Source organism: Sinorhizobium chiapasense (assembly GCF_036488675.1).
GTDB classification, from domain to species: domain Bacteria; phylum Pseudomonadota; class Alphaproteobacteria; order Rhizobiales; family Rhizobiaceae; genus Sinorhizobium; species Sinorhizobium chiapasense.
Genome location: NZ_CP133148.1, coordinates 1,033,135 through 1,049,874, shown reverse-complemented (window position 1 = coordinate 1,049,874; position 16,740 = coordinate 1,033,135). Strand labels below are relative to the sequence as shown.

The window sequence follows — 16,740 nt, the reverse complement described above, 5'->3', positions numbered from 1 at the left end:
AGGCGCGATCGCCGACCAATCAGGCGCGACGCACCCAAACCCGGTTATCATGGAAAGCCGCACCGCCATAGGGCGCGACGGCATCGGCGCCGGTCAGGACGTTGATCCCCTCGCCGTCGAGATGGGCGCCGTTCGGCCAAAGCCCTTCGGCGATGACGACGCCACGGCGCGCGCCTCCGCCGATCTTCGCGTGCAACCGGACCTCGCCGCGGTCGTTGCCGAGCATAACGATTTCGCCCTCGGCAACCCCGAGCGCAGCTGCATCTTCGGCGTGGATCATGACCTCCGGTCGTCCCTCTTTCTGAATGGAGGACGGCGTCTCGGCAAAGGTCGAATTCAGGAACGAGCGCGCCGGAGACGTCGCCAGCCGGTATGGATGGCGCTCGTCGGCCACTTCGATCAGATCGACATGGTCCGGAAACTCCGGCAACCTCCCGTGCGGGCCTTGCAGGCCCATCGATTTCGGCGGGCGGTTGGGCGCGGATGTGCCGGCCCAATCGGCCTTGAAGCGGAACTTGCCGTCTGGATGCCCGAAGCCGTTGAGGAAATGCGCCTCCTCGAAAGCCGGCTGGCAATCGAGCCATTTTTCCTGCTTCATCCGCTCGTAACCGATGCCGTAATTGGCCAGAAGCCGGTCGATATGCTGCCGTTCGGTAAGCCCGAAGCCCGGGCGGTCGGAGACGCCGAGGCGCTTCGCCAACTCCTCGATGACAAAGAGATTGGTGCGCACCGTCGCCGGCGGTTCGACGATCTTCGGACCGATGAGAATATGCTGGTGACCGCCACCGCGATAAAGATCGTCATGCTCCAGGAACATGGTGGCCGGCAGGACGATGTCCGCGAGCCGGGCGGTGTCGGTCATGAACTGCTCGTGCACTGCAACGAAGAGGTCGTCGCGCAGGAAGCCCTGCTTCACCAGTCGCTGCTCGGGCGCGACGTTGACGGGGTTGGTGTTCTGGATGAGGAGCGTCGTCACGGGACCGCGATGACGCAGCGCCTCGGCATCACCGGTCAGCACGCGGCCGATCTGCGATTGATCGAGCATGCGCACATCGGGATCCTGGAATGCGGAACCGAGGAGTTCACGCTTGTCCAGCTTGAAGATGTCGTTGTTCGAGTGGAACGCGCCGCCGCCTTCGTGCTTCCAGGAGCCGAGCACAGTGGCGACCGAAGCAGCCGCATGGATGGCGACGGAGCCGTTGCGCTGGCGGGTGAAGCCGTAGCCCAGGCGGAAATAGGTTTTGGGCGTGGTCCCGACGAGCTTGGCGAAGGCTTCGATCTCCTCCACCGAAAGGCCGGTGATGGCGGAGGCCCAGTCCGGGCCGCGCGTCTCGAGATGCGCTTCGAGGCCCGCGGGATCGTCGGCGAATTTTGCCATATAGGCGCGATCGGCATAGCCGTCGCGGAAGGCGATGTGCATGACCGCGCAGGCAAGCGCGGCATCTGTGCCCGGTTTCAGGACGAGCCCCATATCGGCCTGTTTGACGGTCGGATTCTCGTAGACGTCGATGACGACGATCTTGGCGCCGCGATCCTTGCGCGCCTTGACCGCGTGGGTCATCACGTTGACCTGCGTCGCGACCGCATTGGTGCCCCAGATCACGACGCAGTCGGCCTTGGCCATCTCGCGCGGGTCGGGACCGCGCAAGGCTCCGGTCGCCATCGTGAAGCCGGTCCAGGCCATGTTCGTACAGATCGAGCCGAAGAAGCCGGAATAGCGCTTGGCGTGGCGCAGTCGCTCGATGGAGTCGCGCTGGACCTGTCCCATCGTGCCGGCGTAGAAATAGGGCCAGACCGCTTCCGAGCCGTGCTTCTGCTCGGCTTTGACGAACTGGTCGGCAATCTCGTCGAGCGCCGCCTCCCAGGAAATCTGCTGCCAGCCTCCGTCGCCCTTGGCGCCGGTGCGGCGCTGCGGCACCATCAGCCGGCCGGGGTGGTAGATGCGCTCGGCATAGCGCGCGACCTTGGCGCAGATGACGCCAGCGGTGTAGCTGTTTCCGGCCGCGCCGCGCAGGCGTCCGATCTGGCCTTCGGCCGTGAGATCGACGTCAAGCGCGCAGGCTGACGGACAGTCGTGCGGACAGACGGAATAGCCGATCGATTTTTCTGCTTTGATGGGGGTCGCAACGTTCATGGCTTTTCTATATGGCATCCGCCAAAGGGCTCAAAGCCCCATTCGCCAATCCATCGAAACAATTGATCAGAGCCATCGGCAACGCTCATGAACTACCGGCACATCTATCACGCAGGCAATTTCGCCGATGTCCTGAAACATGCGGTGCTGGCGCGGCTCGTCACATATCTCAAGCAGAAGGAGAGAGCCTTTCGGGTGCTCGACACGCATGCGGGCATCGGGCTTTACGACCTTTCGAGCGAAGAAGCGCAGAAGACCGGCGAATGGCGCGATGGCATCGGCCGATTGCTCGACGCCGAGCTTCCTGCTCCTATCGCGGCGATCCTCGAACCCTATCTCGCGGCCGTTCGCGACCTCAATCCCGATGGCGGCCTCACCCATTATCCCGGCTCACCGAAACTCGTCCGCATGCTTTTCCGGCCCCAGGACCGGCTTTCGGCGATGGAATTGCATCCGGACGACTACGAGACCCTGCACCGCCTGTTTGACGGCGATTTCCAGAGCCGCATCACGCATCTCGACGGCTGGCTGGCGCTCGGCGCCCATCTGCCGCCGAAGGAAAAGCGCGGCCTCATTCTTGTCGATCCTCCGTTCGAGATCGAGGGCGAATACGAGCGGCTAGTCGATGGACTTGCGAAGGGATACCGCAGGTTCGCCGGCGGCATCTTCTGCCTCTGGTATCCGCTGAAGAAAGGCGCGCCGATAAAGGATTTCCACGCGGCGCTGAAGGCGCTGGAGATTCCGAAAATGCTGTGCGTGGAGCTGTCGGTGCGCAGTGATCGCGACACGACCGGGCTTGCCGGATCGGGGCTGGTCATCGTCAACCCGCCCTTCACGCTGAAGGGTGAACTCGATGCGCTGCTGCCGTTCCTGAAAACGCATCTGGCTCATGATCGCTTCGCGTCGGCCCGCTGCTTCTGGCTGCGGGGTGAAGCGCCTCTCAACCCGGGGCCTTGACGGATCGAGGGCGAAGGCGGCAATCTCCTGAAAGGATTCAGGGAGATGGCCATGACTCGTACGCTTGCCGCATCGCTTCTGCTCTCGCTTTCCCTCACCACCGGTGCTGCCGCCGCCGACTATATCGGGGAACCCGCTCCCCATGCAGCCTATGATGCTGGCGTCTGCAGCAACGCCTCCGTTCTGGGTTTCGTTACCCGACGCTTCGACTACAAGGCCGCTAACTACCTCCATGCCAACCTCGCCATAGCCGAGATTCGCGACATGGGCCAAAACCGGTTCGAGCCGCGTGACTATACGCATCTCGTCGAGCGCGAATATTGCTATGCGACGGCGGTGATGACCGACGGCGTACGGCGCCCGCTCTGGTATCTGATCGAGCGGCCCTGGGGCTTTGCCGGCGTCGGCAGGAGCATCGAGTTCTGCATCGGCGGCCTCGATCCCTGGTACGTCTACGGCGCCCATTGCGCTTCGCTTCGTTGACCGCAGTGAAAAGGCTGCTGCCGGCGGTCGTCGGCGTTCTGACGATCGCCGCCTGCAGCGATGAAGGTGCTGACAAAACCGCCCCGAACTCCGGAACCGGCGGGCTGAAGACCGTGGCGGCAGCTCCAGTGCCGGTCGGCAAAGGCTTCGACTTTTACGTCCTCTCCCTGTCCTGGTCCCCCACCTGGTGTGGCAGCAACGATCCGTCCGGAAAATCCGATCAATGCGAGGCCGGCAGCCGCCGCGGCCTCATCGTGCACGGGCTCTGGCCGCAAAATGAAAAGGGCTATCCGGAATATTGCCCGACGCGGCAATCGGATCGCGTGCCGGAATCGCTTGGCCGGCAGTATCTCGACCTCATTCCCTCGATGGGACTGATCGGTCACCAGTGGCGCAAGCACGGCACCTGCTCGGGCTTAAGCCAGGCGGACTATTTCGCCGTTGCACGCGCCGCGCGCGAACGGCTCACGATCCCGCCGGAACTGGCGTCGCCGGAGGGATCGCGGGATCTCCCGGTATCGAAGATCGAAGCTGCGCTCATCGCGAAAAATCCCGGCGTGACGCCGGAGACGATCGCTGTTACCTGCGAAGCCAGACTTCTTGAAGAAATCAGAATCTGCTTCGACAAGACACTGAAATTCAGGGCGTGCCCCGAAGTGGATCGCCAAGCCTGCAGAAGGGATGCAGTTTCCCTGCCCCCTGCCCCATGACAACGGAAAGACGTCGAATGAAGATACTCTATTCGCCTGCCTCCCCCTATTCGAACAAGGTCCGCATGGCCGCGCACCATATCGGGATCGCCGCAGAAAGCGTGTTGACGGACACGAACGCCAACCCGCCGGAACTGATCGGCAACAATCCGCTGGGCAAGATTCCGACCTTGATTACTGCGGACGGCAAGGCGATCTACGACAGCCGCGCGATCATGCATTTCCTCGACCGTGAAACGAAGGGCAAGCTTTATCCGAAAAACGCAGCCAAGCGCACCGAAGTGGAAATCTTCGAAGCGCTCTGCGACGGCGTTTGCGACAGCCTGCTGGCGATCGTCTACGAGAAGCGTTTTCACCCGCCGGAAAAGGTGCATCAACCCTGGATCGACCGCCAATGGGAGAAGGTCGAGCGCGGGCTGGATTACTTGAACGCCAACCTCCCGAAGACCGGGGGCAAGCTCAATGCAGGACATTTCGCGCTGGCGGCCCTGTTGCGCTATATCGAATTGCGCTTTGCGGGCGAGTGGCAGCGAGGACGACCGAAACTCAAGAACTGGCCCGCGAAGTTCGAAAAGCACTTTCCCGATTATTCGAAATTCAAGGCATAAAAAATTCAGGCACAAAAAGGCCGGGTCGCCCCGGCCTTTTCGCTGAAGCGGTGTCAGCCGATCAGAACTTGACGCCCATGCCGACGCGGACGCTGTGCTCGTCGTAGCCGGACGTGACGGTGCTGTTGCCAACATTGAAGTCTTTGGAGGCGTAGTCGGTGTAGCGATATTCGACGCGTGCGGTGATGTTGTCGGTAACGAGGGTTTCCGCACCGGCACCGGCCGTCCAGCCAACCATCGTGTTCTTGTCGGAACCGCTCGGGGTCGAGAGCTTGGCGCTGCCGACAGCGAGACCGGCCGTTCCATAGAGGAGAACCGGGCTCACATCGACACCGACGCGACCACGGATCGAGCCATTGACGCCCTGCTCGACGCGACGGCCGCTGGAGTGCGAATCGTTGCCGGCATAGCCGATATCGGCTTCACCGCCGTAAACGATCTGGCCGCTCTGCACGTTGTAACCGCCGTAAAGACCGCCGCCGAAACCAACGGAGGGGTTTCCACCCGTGGCGTCAGCCTCGCCGTGGTGCCAGTCGGCCGTGCCGCCAACATAGGCGCCCGACCAGTCCTTGGTCGCCGGTTCGGTATACTCGGCAGCCGGGGCGGCCGGAACTTCCTCAACGACGTCTGCGGCGTGGGCGGCCTGGAAGGCAACGAAAGCCATGGCCGAAGCCATGAGGGTGGTGGTCAGCGTACGCATACTATTCTCCTTTTCAACCGATGCTCCGATGCAATTGTATCTTTGCGGAACACCGGACATTCTGTGATTAACCCGCCCGGTCGAGCGGAAGTTGATCAGAAAATGCGGAATCTCAAGAGCTAAAATGTGAAATTTTGGGGGCACGAACGCGGCTGAAATTGGATGTTGCCTTCGAGACACAGGGTATTTATTAACCATATTTCTAGATTAATGAAATCTATACTATAACACTTTGGAATAATACAATTTATCCGCTTTGCATTAATTTTTCTGAAATGAATCCTTCGGGATAGTTTCAGGTTGGCGTTTCTTGCCTATATCTTCGTCCAGCCAGAACAGGATTCGAGGGACGGGAAAAAGTTGACGAGAACACTCAAGGCGGCGCTCGTAACCGGCGGCGCCCGGCGCATAGGCAAGGCAATAGTTGAAAATCTGGCAGCCCACGGCTTCGCCGTCGCCATCCACGCGAACGGCTCGCTCGCCGAAGCAGAAGCGCTGGCCAAGAGCCTCACCGCGGACGGTGCCAAGGCCGTCACCCTGAAGGCCGACCTCACCGATTCCGCTGCCGCATCCCGGGTCATCGCGGAGGCGACGGGTTTGCTTGGCCCGCTCGACCTGCTCGTCAACAACGCCTCGATTTTCAGGAAGGACAGCCTGGACGCGTTCGACGAGGATGTTTGGGAGCGTCATTTCGCGCTGCACGTCAAGGCTCCGTCCCTGCTTGCGCGCGACTTTGCCCGGCAGCGTCCGGACGACGTTTCCGGTCTTATCGTCAATGTCATAGACCAACGCGTCTGGTCTCCAAATCCGCGATTTTATTCCTATATGCTGTCCAAGTCCGCGCTCTGGACGGCAACCCAGACGATGGCGCAGGCACTTGCTCCGCATGTTCGCGTCAACGGCATCGGACCGGGGCCGACACTGCCGAACGAACGGCAGAACCAGAGCGACTTCCAGGCGCAGGTCGACGCACTGATCCTCAAGCGCGGTCCGACGCTCGACGAGTTTGGACGCGCGATCCGCTTCCTTTTCGACACGCCGTCGGTTACCGGACAGATGATCGCGCTTGACGGCGGCCAGCATCTAGCCTGGGAGACGCCGGATATTCGGGAGATAGTGGAATGAACGGGCGAACGCCCACGGACGGCGGCATCCTTTACGACGGCAGCGAAACCGATGACGATGACGATCTGCTCGACGTGACGGAAGGCGAGCGGCCGGCGCCGGCGATCGATTGGGCGGAAAACCGTGCCGAAACGCAGGGCCTGAAGGGCGCGGAACTCATTCAGGCCTTCGTCAAGCTTTTGCCGAACGGTCCGGGCGTCTACCGCATGTTCAACGACTCCGGCGACGTGCTCTATGTCGGCAAGGCGCGCAGCCTCAAGAAACGAGTAAGCAATTACGCGCAGGGGCGCGTCCACTCGAACCGCATCGCGCGCATGGTCCGCGAGACGGCGAACATGGAGTTCGTGACGACACGGACCGAGATCGAGGCACTGCTGCTCGAGGCCAACCTCATCAAGCGGCTGCGTCCGCGCTTCAACGTGCTGCTGCGCGACGACAAATCCTTCCCCTACATCGTCGTCACCGGTGACAGCAGGGCGCCGGCGCTCTTCAAGCATCGCGGGGCACGCAGCCGCAAAGGCGATTACTTCGGCCCCTTCGCCTCTGCCGGCGCCGTCGGACGAACGATCAACTCGCTGCAGCGGGCGTTTCTTCTCAGGACCTGCACGGACAGCGTCTTCGAGACGCGCACCCGCCCCTGCCTGCTCTACCAGATCAAGCGCTGCTCGGCGCCTTGCACCGGCGAAATCAGCGATGCCGACTATGCCGAGCTCGTTCGCGAGGCAAAGGATTTTCTCTCCGGTAAAAGTCAGGCAGTGAAAGCGACGATCGCTGCCGCCATGAGCGAAGCCTCGGAGAACCTCGATTTCGAGCGCGCCGCGCTCTACCGTGATCGCCTCGCGGCGCTGAGCCACGTGCAGAGCTACCAGGGCATCAATCCGGCAGGCGTCGAGGAGGCGGATGTCTTCGCGATCCACCACGAAGGCGGGATTTCCTGCATCCAGGTCTTCTTCTTCCGGACCGGACAGAACTGGGGCAACCGCGCCTATTTCCCGAAGGCCGATCCATCGCTTGCTTCGTCGGAGGTGCTCAGCGCCTTTCTCGCCCAGTTCTACGACGACAAGCCCTGTCCGCGGCAGATCCTGCTCTGCGAGGCGGTCGAGGAACAGGAACTGCTCGGCCAGGCGCTCAGCGAGAAATCCGGCTACAAGGTATCGATCCTGGTGCCGCAGCGCGGTGAGAAGAAGGATCTTGTCGATCACGCGCTCGCAAACGCGCGCGAGGCCCATGGCCGCAAGCTCGCCGAGACGGCATCGCAATCGCGCCTGCTCGAAGGCTTTGCCAAGACCTTCCAACTGGAACAGGTGCCGCGCCGCATCGAGATCTACGACAACTCACATATCATGGGAACAAATGCCGTCGGAGGCATGGTCGTCGCCGGCCCCGAAGGCTTCGTCAAAGGCCAGTATCGCAAGTTCAACATCAAATCGACCGATATCACGCCGGGCGACGACTTCGGCATGATGCGTGAGGTCATGACGCGGCGCTTTTCGCGCCTCCTGAAGGAGGAAGGCAAACCCGAGCGCAGCGCTGAACCGGGCGACGACAGCGCGTTCCCGGCCTGGCCGGACGTCATCCTGATTGATGGCGGCCAGGGCCAGATGACCGCCGTCCGTGCAATACTGAAGGAACTCGACGTCGAGGACTGCGTCACTGCAATCGGCGTCGCCAAGGGCGTCGATCGTGACGCCGGCCGCGAGCGCTTTTTCGCCGAGGGCCACGAGAGCTTCACGTTGCCGCCGCGCGATCCGGTGCTCTATTTCATCCAGAGGCTGCGCGACGAGGCGCATCGCTTCGCCGTCGGCTCGCACCGTGCCCGCCGAAAGCGGGAGATGGTCAAGAACCCGCTCGACGAGATCACCGGCATTGGGCCGACGCGCAAGCGCGCGCTGCTTACGCACTTCGGCACGGCCAAGGCTGTTTCCCGTGCCGGCATCAACGACCTGATGGCGGTCAGCGGCATCTCGGAGGCGGTTGCCCGTCTTGTCTACGAGCATTTTCACGAGGACGGCAGCAAATAATTGTTCGACGGCGCCGCGCGCCCGAAGTTGGCTGCGGCAAAATATGAACTGCTGCGTCGCTCCTTAGATCAAGGTTCGATCCAATCATGCAGGGCGGGGCAATTCAGCCTGCGTTCAGATGAAATCCGCCAAATATGACAGCCGGTACATAATGACCTGTTGACCTTATGGTCGCAAAGTCATTCTGTACACCTGAAACCCGGTAGGGATGAGGAAAGGCGTCCGGCGCCTTCCGCCCGCATCCCGGATCCGACTGTTAGAATCGATCGCGCCGATAACCCCAGATCGCGGGAAATGAGGGATTGTCGTGTCCAGAGAAACCGAGTCCATGCCAACGCCCATCGCCTATAGCGTCCCGAATCTGCTGACATATTTCCGTATCCTGATCGTGCCGCTGATCGTTTTCTGCTTCTTCATCGAGGGCCGCCTCCACAGCTCGGATTTCGCACGCTGGACCGCGCTCGTCCTGTTCATCACGGCTTCGATCACAGACTTCTTCGACGGCTATCTTGCACGTATCTGGAAGCAGACGTCGAACATCGGCCGGATGCTGGATCCGATCGCCGACAAACTGCTTGTTGCTTCGATCCTGCTTCTCGTTGCCGCCGACGGCACGATCGCTGGTTGGTCGATCTGGGCCGCTATCATCATTCTCTGCCGCGAGATTCTCGTGTCCGGCCTGCGCGAATACCTTGCCGCGCTCAAGGTCAGCGTGCCGGTGACACGCATCGCTAAGTGGAAAACGACCATCCAGATGGTGGCGATCGCCTTCCTGCTGGCTGGGCCGGCCGGCGACAAGATCGTTCCCTATATCACCGAAGCCGGTATCGTGCTTTTGTGGATCGCGGCTGCAATCACGCTCTATACGGGCTATGATTATTTCCGCGCCGGTTTGAAACATGTGGTCAATGAATGAGCACCATCAACCTCGTCTATTTTTCCTGGGTGCGCGAACGTATCGGCAAGAGTGAGGAAACGCTGGAGCTTCCGGCGAATGTCGTGACCGTCGCCGATCTGCTTGCGCATCTAAAAACACTCGGCGAGCAATATGAGGCGGCGCTCGAACACCAGAACGTCATTCGCGCCGCGATCAACCAGGAGCATGTCGATCACGGCGAAGCGATCGCCGGCGCACGCGAGATCGCCCTCTTCCCGCCGATGACGGGCGGCTGAGGCGATGAACGACGCCGTCACCGTGCGCGTCCAGCGCGAAGACTTCGACCTCGCCGCCGAAGTCTCCGCGCTTTCTCGCGGCCGTGCGGACATCGGTGCGGTCGTGACGTTCTCCGGGCTTTGCCGCGACGAGGCGGGCGCACTCAGCGCGCTCGAACTGGAGCATTATCCCGGTATGGCTGAGGCCGAAATCGAGCGCATCTGCCGTGAGGCGGTCAAACGCTTCCGCCTGGAAGCGGCGATCGCCATTCATCGCTTCGGCAAGATCATGCCGGGCGAAAACATTGTACTTGTGGTGACGGCATCCTCACACCGGCAGGCGGCTTTCGACGGCGCCGGTTTCATCATGGACTTCTTGAAAACCTCGGCTCCCTTCTGGAAGAAGGAGCATCGTGCCGATGGCAGCGCCGGCGGCTGGGTCAGCGCCAAGGACGCCGACGACACGGCCCGGGATCGCTGGTCGCAAAACGACTAGAGCATCCCGCTTTCAAGTGGAATCACTGAAAGCGGATAAGATGCTCTAGAATCAAAGTGCTAGAGCGTCCTTTGTGCGTTCACTTGAACGCACGGCGCTCTAATCAGGGAATGACCTTTTCCCGGCGCGTCACCACGAGCACGATCACCAGAAAGCCGAAAATCGCAAAATCCCGCCACAGGATCGGGCCGTAAGCGCTCCAAAGCGTCTCGAGCAGGCCGACCCCGGCCGCGCCGAGAGCGGCGTACAGCGGCGCTGTCTGCCCCCCGATTGCGGCAATGAACAGGACCTTGACGCCGAAAGTCAAGCCGGTGCCGAAGTCCATGTTGCCATAGTAGGACGCCGCAAGGATCCCGCAGAACGCGGCGATCAGCGATGCCGCGCCATAGGCAACGATATAGACCGTTGCAGGGTCGATGCCGCATAGAGCCGCCGCGTCGCGATCTTCCGACACGGCGCGCCAGTACCGCCCTGCATAGGAATGGGTGAGCAGCCAATGGCCGCCAGCGACCAGTGCTGCCATCAGCGTGGTATTGATGAGTTGGACGGCAGTCAGTGCCACCGGAAAGTCCGGGCTCGGCCAGAACACGATGACCTGATTTAGGAAGGGCGGCAGCCACAGGCTTCGCGTGTCCGCCGCGAGCCGTGCCGTTTCCATGAGCACCAGCAGACTGCCGAGCGAAGCGACGACGACGGCATTGGCCGAGGAAAAGGCCAGCGGCCGCATGACGTAGCGCCCTGCGACGAGACCGGCGCCAAGTCCGAATGTCAGTGCCGCCGCCGCCCCGACACCAAGCGCCGCCGGCAGGACCAGCCACAGCCGGGTCCAGCCGAAATCTGCGAAAAGCACGAACATTTGACCGGCGAACGCAAAGAGCGCGCCATAGGTGAGGTCTGCCCGCCGGGTGACAGCAAAGGCAATCGCGTAACCGAAGGCCAGCGCCGCGTAGAGGGCTGCTACGGGCACAGCGTTGGCGATCTGTTGAAGAAAATAGGCCATGGCACATCCGTGTGGTGACAGAAGCAATATAACTGGTAAAATCTGATTGACCAGTTAGGATTTCCGCATGAGTTTCACTTGGACCGCACACAGATTCTCGGGCGGCGCGCTGGCGCTGGATGTTGCCAATTCCGTGGTTCTGCGCTTCGATCCCGCGCGTCGGGTCGATCGCTTCGAGGATCCCGCGGCCATGGACTCCTTTGCCGAGGCCGCAAGTCTCTACAGCGCCGAGAGAGAGCGTTTCGGCATGCTTGTTCCGGCGCCGCCCGAGAAGCGGAAATCACTCATTGGATTGCGCGAGGCAGCGGACCGCCATTTTCGGGCGCAAGTCGAGGCCGAAGACCGGCTCGATCTGCTGGCAGACCTGCTCGAGACGATTGCCGCCATCTTGCGTCAGCCGGCGGGCAACATCAAAGGCACATCACTCGACGTCGCGACCGCGCATTCGGCACTCAGCCTTATTGCCAACCCCGAGCCGGACCGCCTGAAAATATGCCCCAATTGCTGCTGGCTGTTCCTCGACCGCAGCCGCAACAGAAGCCGCACCTGGTGCGACATGGCGGTTTGCGGCAACCGCACGAAAGCAAGACGCCATTATCGCCGCAACAGGCAGGGAGTTCAGCCATGAAATCCATCATCATATCCGCTCTGCTAGCCGCGGCGGTTCTTGTCGGTTGCCAGCGCGAAACCGGGCCGGACCCGCTGAAGCTGACCGGCAAGATGTTCGTCTTCAACTACCGGCTCGCCTATGCCGCCTACATGATCACGCTCAATAAGACAGAGCCGGTGCCGGATGGCAGCGTCGTCGTCGCCAGCTTCGAGAACCCGGCCGGCGGCGAACCGCTGACGCTGACGCGCAAGCTCTTCCCGAAGCTCGATAAGGTGACGCTGGAAAGCCCGGAGATAAGCTGCGTCAAGAAGGAGAGGCCCTACGCGGTGACGATCGAGGTCAAGGGGCCGGACGGCGCAATGCTGCAGAAACTGGAGACGACGGTGACTTCCGACGTCGATCAGGATGTCCTGCCGGCAAAGCCCCTTGTCGAAGGACCGGCCTACGACAAGAACCCGGAGGTCTTCGTGGGCGGCAGGGCGCCAGAACGCTTCGAGACAGCGGCCTGCCCGACGTAGCGGCGTCATACACGTCGTTGTCCCAAAACCGCTGCACATGTTTGCACGATATTGCACTAAAAAACCGGGGTGTCGCCACCCCGGTTCACTGCATGTTCGTGCGTCTGAAAAGACGCACGGCGCTGTAGGAATCATTTCAAGCCATTGGCGGCCGAAACGAAGAAATTGAATCAGCCGACGATTTCGGTGCCGGAGAACCAGTAGGCGATTTCTTCAACGGCCGTTTCCGGAGCATCCGAACCATGGACCGAGTTTTCGCCGATCGACAGGGCATGGACCTTGCGGATGGTGCCTTCGGCGGCGTTTGCCGGATTGGTGGCGCCCATGACTTCGCGGTTCTTGGCAATGGCGTTCTCGCCTTCGAGGACCTGAACGACGGTCGGGCCGGAGGACATGAACTCGACCAGTTCGCCGAAGAACGGGCGCTCCTTGTGCACAGCGTAGAAGCCTTCAGCTTCGCGGCGGCTCATCCAGACGCGCTTCGAAGCGACGACCCGCAGGCCGGCATCTTCCAGCATCTTGGTGATGGCGCCGGTCAGGTTGCGCTTCGTCGCGTCCGGCTTGATCATCGAAAAGGTACGTTCAATCGCCATTGGCTCAATTCCCTTGTTTCTTGAGAAGTGGCGGTTCATTAGCCGCCAATTCCGTGCAAAACAAGGGGGCGCGGCCATGTTTCGGCCCGGCCGGCGCGAGTTTCATGGTGCTGTCACGGAACGCCTGAACGCGCAGCGAAAGTCGAGGCGGCGTTCGGGAGCACCGTAACGGCGTCGTGTGCAGCATGCAGGCGGCTGCCCGCCGCGGCGATCAAATCAGCAGATTTCATGAGTGACATTTGACCCAGGAATGCGGATTTGCGCTAGGCTCGCCCCACCACACAGGGAAATACCAATGCTCGACCATTATCGCATGTTCGCCGACTACAACCGTTGGGCCAACCGGCGGCTCTACGCCGCGGCGGCTGGGCTTTCGGATACGGAGTTCCGCCAGAACAAAGGCGCGTTCTTCGGCTCGCTCCATGGGACGCTCAACCATCTGTTGGCGGCGGATCGGATCTGGATGAAGCGGTTCACGAAGGAGGGCGAAGCTCCTTCGACGCTCGACGCGATCCTCCACGACGACCTCGCCAGCTTGACGGCGGCGCGCGTGGCGGAAGATGAGCGCATCATCGCCTGGGTGGATGGCCTCGACGAGACCCGCCTGGCGGCGACGGTCACCTATTCACCGCTCAGCGTGCCGGGCGAAATCACGCAGCGGCTCGGACCAACGCTCGCTCATTTCTTCAACCACCAGACGCATCACCGCGGCCAGGCGCACGCGACCCTGACGGCGCTCGGGCGCCCGTCATTGACGCTGGACCTGGTTTTCTTCCTGCGGGCCGATGGCGAGAAGTGGGCGGCCTGAAGGAAGCTGCGCGGCGAACCTATTCTGCCAATCGCCCAAACTGCCGCCGCCGTCCATGATCTGCGTCCACAGCTTCATGAGGCGGCGTTGGCCAGACCAAGCCGCCATTCCCAGCGCTATCCCGCCGACAACGGAGCACAGCGAAAAGACGGTCGGCGACACCAGTGGCTGCACCGGCAGCAGCAGGAGTTCCGGCGCGAAACGATGCAGAATATAGATATGAAAACCGGCGGCCGAGATGGGCAGGATCAGTCTCGCGCTCCATTGCGGCATCCTGACTTGCGGCACGAACAGCAGGGCGGCCAGGACCGCGATTTGCAACAGATACTTGATCTTCGTCCCGATCCACACGCCTTCATAGAGCCCGAAGAAGAGGAAGGTGGCTGTTCCGGCCAGCATCAGCATGCCGCGCTCAAGCGGGGCTTCGGCGACCGCAGCGCACCAGCCGATAACAGCCAGATAAAAAATCCACGGCAACGTGAAAATCTGGCGGTTGCCCATCTCGACGACCAGCGGCAATGCGAGGCGCGCAAGAAGAGCTGCCGCGAGCAACGCCATTCCGAGCGCGAAAGGTCTCAAGGCAGCCGCACGCCGGACCGATGGCACCGCGAACAATGCCACGAACACAACAAGCATCTGGCTATATGCCTCGATGAACCAGTAAAGGTAAGGCACCATGCTGTGGCGTTCGGGATCGGCAAAACCGAAGTTGCCGACGAGGAACACTGACGCCCAGGGCACCTCTCCCCAGACAAGGATGTAGGCCGCGACAATCAGATAATATGGAACGAGAATCTGCGTAAGCGGCCGCAACAGCCGCAGCACCGCGCCCGACATCAAGACGCCACGCTGGAACCGCGCAAGGCCGAAACCCGCGAGGATGACCATCGCCGCCGATCCGCCGGGAATGGGCCATAGGGTCTCGTGGTGCAGGACGACGACAAGGATCGCCAATGCCCGGATGAGCAGGTCGGTGCCGATCCGCCTGCTTTTGGTTTCGCGTCGTCCCATCACCGCGAGCTCGGCAACCGACATTCTTTCCCAAGCCTCGGGCACATCGCCAAGAAGCTTTTCCAGGCCGATCGAAAGCTGGACGAAACGCAGCGAGTCGCCGCCAAGCGACAGGAAGCTATCGTCGGATCGAACCTTTTTCGGGCAGAAGATCTGATTGAAAAGCGCCTCGATACCGTCCCCGTCCGCGACGGAGCCGATGTCCTTTCTCCTCGCCTTGCGGAGAGCCTCGTAATCGATCTTGCCGGACGCGAGCCGCGGCAGCGCATCGACGCGCGAAGCCTTCACCTGCAAAAGCGTCAACCCACTCGCGGCAGCCAGCATGCCACGGATATCGCCGCGATCGTCCGCGCCGACATAGAAGGCATGTATGCAGCTATCGTCACCGACGACGGCGGCCGTGACGCCCCGGCGCTCGAGCATCACCTCCAGACTATCGTGCGCAATCCGCAGACCGGCGATCTTCGATATCCGCTTCGTCCGTCCAACTATCCGGAAGAACCCATCGGCGTCCCTCGTCGCCAGATCGCCGGTGCGCAGTTCGGCAAGCTCGCTTCCGCGCGCCAGATCGGCACGCGAAGAAGCGTAGCCCATCATCACGTTCGCGCCCCGATAGACGAGCTCGCCGGGCGTATCCGTGCCAGTAACCAGTTGGTGCTCGTCATTCTCGATGCTCAGGCTCCCGCCCGGTATGGCAATGCCGATCCGGTCTTCCCTGCCTCTGAGGCGGTCGGGGGGAACATAGGCCATGCGGGCGGTCGCCTCCGTCTGGCCGTACATGACGAAAAAGGAAGCGCCGCGCGCGGTGAGGTGTTCGTTGTAGAGACGGACCCTCTCGGACGCCAAACGTCCTCCGGCGACGGTCATGAACCGCAGGGCAGGAAATTCCCACTCCCGGAAACCAACCTTTTCCAGAAGCTCATAAGAATAGGGGACGCCTGAAAGATTGGTGCTGCCGCTTTCGGCGAGTCCATCGAGGAAACCGTCGTCGAGGATGGAGAGGCCCGGAACGTATAGGCTTGCGCCGACTGACAAGTGGGCGTTCAGCACGGAAAGGCCGTAAGAATAATGGAACGGCAGGATAAGGCAGCTTCGATCCGAAGCCGTCAGGCCGAGATAATCGGCGATCGAACGTGCATTCGATTGAATGTTCGCGGCAGACAGCCTCACGCATTTGCCGTGCCCAGTGCTGCCGGATGTCGAGAGCAGGACCGCAAGATCCGGATGAAGCTGCAACTTGCTTCCAGCTAGACGTTCCGTCCGCCATCGGCCATCACAACGGCGATAGCAAAAGTCGGGCTCCAGAAATTTTCGATCCGGAGTGCCGGGGCCCTGGATGGCAATCGCATGTCCGGCTTTGAGCGCCGCGAGGTAGGCGACGATGGCGTGCTCCGAGAGATCAGCCTCCAGCATGACCAGCCCGCGCTCGCCGCGCCAATGCGATGCCTGACGATCGACGCGCTCGGCCAGATCGCGATAGCTTATGGTCCGCGTTCCAGGCAGCAGCAACGCCGGCCGATCTTCCCAGGCAGCCAGGTTCGCAGCGAACAAGGGGAATTTCGACAAATCGCCTGCGCTCAAGACCGCCTCCTATTTCAGCAAGGCGGCATATATTTGCTGACTTTAGCAGTCAAGTATAAAGCGACGGCAAAAGCGACAACGTCCGTGACAATCGGTGCGGCAAACAGCAGCACCGATTGCCTTGCGGCGACCGATCATGATTCAGCAACCATATCGTGCATTTTGCCGCCGTTGCCCGGATATTTTCAGGATCTCTTAAATTCGCGCCGGAGATAGTGCGAGGCGAGTTCGAC

General features: G+C 61.5%; 17 protein-coding genes. 12 read left to right on the top strand and 5 right to left on the bottom strand.

Features of this window, described 5'->3' with window-relative positions:
- Window positions 1–19: 19 nt before the first annotated feature.
- Window positions 20–2,152, bottom strand: a complete 2,133-nt coding sequence (locus RB548_RS05025; RefSeq protein ID WP_331373932.1) for a molybdopterin-containing oxidoreductase family protein — start codon at window positions 2,150–2,152, stop codon at window positions 20–22.
- Between the two features lie 69 nt (window positions 2,153–2,221).
- Here RB548_RS05025 and RB548_RS05020 point away from each other — a divergent pair, with 69 nt between their 5' ends.
- Genes RB548_RS05020 through RB548_RS05005 form a run of 4 tightly spaced genes read left to right on the top strand, consistent with a single transcriptional unit; the run spans window position 2,222 to window position 4,892 of the window.
- Window positions 2,222–3,091, top strand: a complete 870-nt coding sequence (locus tag RB548_RS05020) for a 23S rRNA (adenine(2030)-N(6))-methyltransferase RlmJ (RefSeq protein WP_331373931.1) — start codon at window positions 2,222–2,224, stop codon at window positions 3,089–3,091.
- 51 nt (window positions 3,092–3,142) lie between these two features.
- Window positions 3,143–3,574, top strand: a complete 432-nt coding sequence (locus tag RB548_RS05015) for a hypothetical protein (protein WP_331373930.1) — start codon at window positions 3,143–3,145, stop codon at window positions 3,572–3,574.
- Window positions 3,571–4,284: a ribonuclease T2 family protein gene (locus RB548_RS05010; protein ID WP_331373929.1), complete on the top strand. Its 714-nt coding sequence runs from the start codon at window positions 3,571–3,573 to the stop codon at window positions 4,282–4,284. The genes RB548_RS05015 and RB548_RS05010 overlap by 4 nt, the downstream gene beginning before the upstream one ends.
- A gap of 17 nt (window positions 4,285–4,301) precedes the next feature.
- Window positions 4,302–4,892: a glutathione S-transferase gene (locus RB548_RS05005; protein WP_331373928.1), complete on the top strand. Its 591-nt coding sequence runs from the start codon at window positions 4,302–4,304 to the stop codon at window positions 4,890–4,892.
- A gap of 61 nt (window positions 4,893–4,953) precedes the next feature.
- Here the strand turns inward: RB548_RS05005 and RB548_RS05000 are convergent, their stop codons facing one another.
- Entirely contained in the window at window positions 4,954–5,592 is a 639-nt protein-coding gene (locus RB548_RS05000; RefSeq protein WP_331373927.1) for an outer membrane protein, read from the bottom strand.
- A gap of 360 nt (window positions 5,593–5,952) precedes the next feature.
- On the opposite strand from RB548_RS05000, the gene RB548_RS04995 reads away from it, so the two are divergent.
- The 5 genes from RB548_RS04995 (at window position 5,953) to RB548_RS04975 (ending at window position 10,386) form a co-directional block, all read left to right on the top strand.
- Window positions 5,953–6,717, top strand: coding sequence for an SDR family oxidoreductase (locus RB548_RS04995; protein WP_331373926.1), 765 nt, complete (start codon window positions 5,953–5,955; stop codon window positions 6,715–6,717).
- Window positions 6,714–8,738 (top strand): excinuclease ABC subunit UvrC, encoded by a 2,025-nt coding sequence (uvrC, locus tag RB548_RS04990; RefSeq protein ID WP_331373925.1) that lies wholly within the window; start codon window positions 6,714–6,716, stop codon window positions 8,736–8,738. The genes RB548_RS04995 and uvrC overlap by 4 nt, the downstream gene beginning before the upstream one ends.
- A gap of 328 nt (window positions 8,739–9,066) precedes the next feature.
- The gene (gene pgsA, locus RB548_RS04985) at window positions 9,067–9,654 is read left to right on the top strand and encodes a CDP-diacylglycerol--glycerol-3-phosphate 3-phosphatidyltransferase (protein ID WP_225105020.1); all 588 of its coding nucleotides are present in this window, start codon (window positions 9,067–9,069) and stop codon (window positions 9,652–9,654) included.
- A complete protein-coding gene (moaD, locus tag RB548_RS04980) occupies window positions 9,651–9,911 on the top strand; it encodes a molybdopterin converting factor subunit 1 (RefSeq protein WP_331373924.1) in 261 nt (86 codons plus the stop codon). Before pgsA ends, moaD begins: the two co-directional genes overlap by 4 nt.
- Window positions 9,912–9,915: 4 nt before the next feature.
- On the top strand, window positions 9,916–10,386 hold the full coding sequence (locus RB548_RS04975; RefSeq protein WP_331373923.1) for a molybdenum cofactor biosynthesis protein MoaE: 471 nt from the start codon (window positions 9,916–9,918) through the stop codon (window positions 10,384–10,386).
- A 103-nt stretch (window positions 10,387–10,489) separates the two neighbouring features.
- Here RB548_RS04975 and RB548_RS04970 read toward each other — a convergent pair whose 3' ends face one another.
- Window positions 10,490–11,386, bottom strand: a complete 897-nt coding sequence (locus tag RB548_RS04970; RefSeq protein WP_331373922.1) for a branched-chain amino acid ABC transporter permease — start codon at window positions 11,384–11,386, stop codon at window positions 10,490–10,492.
- Window positions 11,387–11,453: 67 nt separating this feature from the next.
- Here RB548_RS04970 and RB548_RS04965 point away from each other — a divergent pair, with 67 nt between their 5' ends.
- Both RB548_RS04965 and RB548_RS04960 read left to right on the top strand, forming a co-directional pair.
- Window positions 11,454–12,014 carry a CGNR zinc finger domain-containing protein gene (locus tag RB548_RS04965; protein WP_331373921.1) on the top strand — a complete coding sequence of 187 codons (561 nt, stop codon included), beginning with the start codon at window positions 11,454–11,456 and terminating at the stop codon, window positions 12,012–12,014.
- Window positions 12,011–12,514: a hypothetical protein gene (locus tag RB548_RS04960; RefSeq protein WP_331373920.1), complete on the top strand. Its 504-nt coding sequence runs from the start codon at window positions 12,011–12,013 to the stop codon at window positions 12,512–12,514. Before RB548_RS04965 ends, RB548_RS04960 begins: the two co-directional genes overlap by 4 nt.
- 170 nt (window positions 12,515–12,684) lie before the next feature.
- Here RB548_RS04960 and ndk read toward each other — a convergent pair whose 3' ends face one another.
- Window positions 12,685–13,107: a nucleoside-diphosphate kinase gene (gene ndk / locus RB548_RS04955; protein WP_331373919.1), complete on the bottom strand. Its 423-nt coding sequence runs from the start codon at window positions 13,105–13,107 to the stop codon at window positions 12,685–12,687.
- A gap of 295 nt (window positions 13,108–13,402) precedes the next feature.
- On the opposite strand from ndk, the gene RB548_RS04950 reads away from it, so the two are divergent.
- On the top strand, window positions 13,403–13,915 hold the full coding sequence (locus RB548_RS04950) for a DinB family protein (RefSeq protein ID WP_331373918.1): 513 nt from the start codon (window positions 13,403–13,405) through the stop codon (window positions 13,913–13,915).
- Here the strand turns inward: RB548_RS04950 and RB548_RS04945 are convergent.
- Window positions 13,856–16,507 (bottom strand): AMP-binding protein, encoded by a 2,652-nt coding sequence (locus RB548_RS04945; RefSeq protein WP_331373917.1) that lies wholly within the window; start codon window positions 16,505–16,507, stop codon window positions 13,856–13,858. The genes RB548_RS04950 and RB548_RS04945 overlap by 60 nt on opposite strands.
- Between the last annotated feature and the right edge of the window lie 233 nt (window positions 16,508–16,740).